The organism is Stenotrophomonas sp. DDT-1 (genome assembly GCF_001580555.1).
GTDB lineage: Bacteria > Pseudomonadota > Gammaproteobacteria > Xanthomonadales > Xanthomonadaceae > Stenotrophomonas > Stenotrophomonas sepilia.
Genome location: NZ_LEKR01000095.1, coordinates 1 through 523, shown reverse-complemented (window position 1 = coordinate 523; position 523 = coordinate 1). Strand labels below are relative to the sequence as shown.

Here is a 523-nt window from a genome sequence, read left to right as displayed (position 1 = left end):
GCCCGTCAGCTGGAGATGTCGGTCAAGACGCTGGCAAATTGGCTTGACGCGGTCCGTGCTGGCCGGTCGTTGACCTCTGAGGCTCGCAGGCCAGCCACCGACCTGGAAAGCGAGATCAGCCGCCTTCGGGCCGAGAACGCCAATCTGAAGATGGAGCGGGAAATCCTAAAAAAAGCGGCGGCGTTCTTTGCCAGAGAGTCCAAGTGAGGTACGCCTTCGTCGCCAGTCAAAGGACTCACTACCCGACCAGGTTGCTGTGTCGGGTTCTTGGGGTTTCTGTCTCTGGATTCCATGACTACCTGCGCCGGCAGTGTGCCCAAACGTGCGATGTCGATTCGGCCCTCCGTACCGAGCTTCGGGCCATTCATGTGACCAGCAAGCGCAGTTATGGGCGACGTCGGCTGGTCAGGGCCTTACGAGCCAGGAATCATCCAGTCGGCCACAAGCGCGTGGCACGGTTAATGGCCGAGGAGCGAATCCAGGGCAAGACCAAAGGCCGATTCCGACCCAAATCCTCCGGCGG

At 60.6% G+C, this 523-nt stretch carries 1 protein-coding gene; it reads left to right on the top strand.

Annotated features, from left to right (window positions below):
- The coding region (locus AB839_RS21770) for a transposase (RefSeq protein ID WP_061480775.1) at positions 1-207 on the top strand (207 nt) is incomplete at its 5' end.
- Between the last annotated feature and the right edge of the window lie 316 nt (positions 208-523).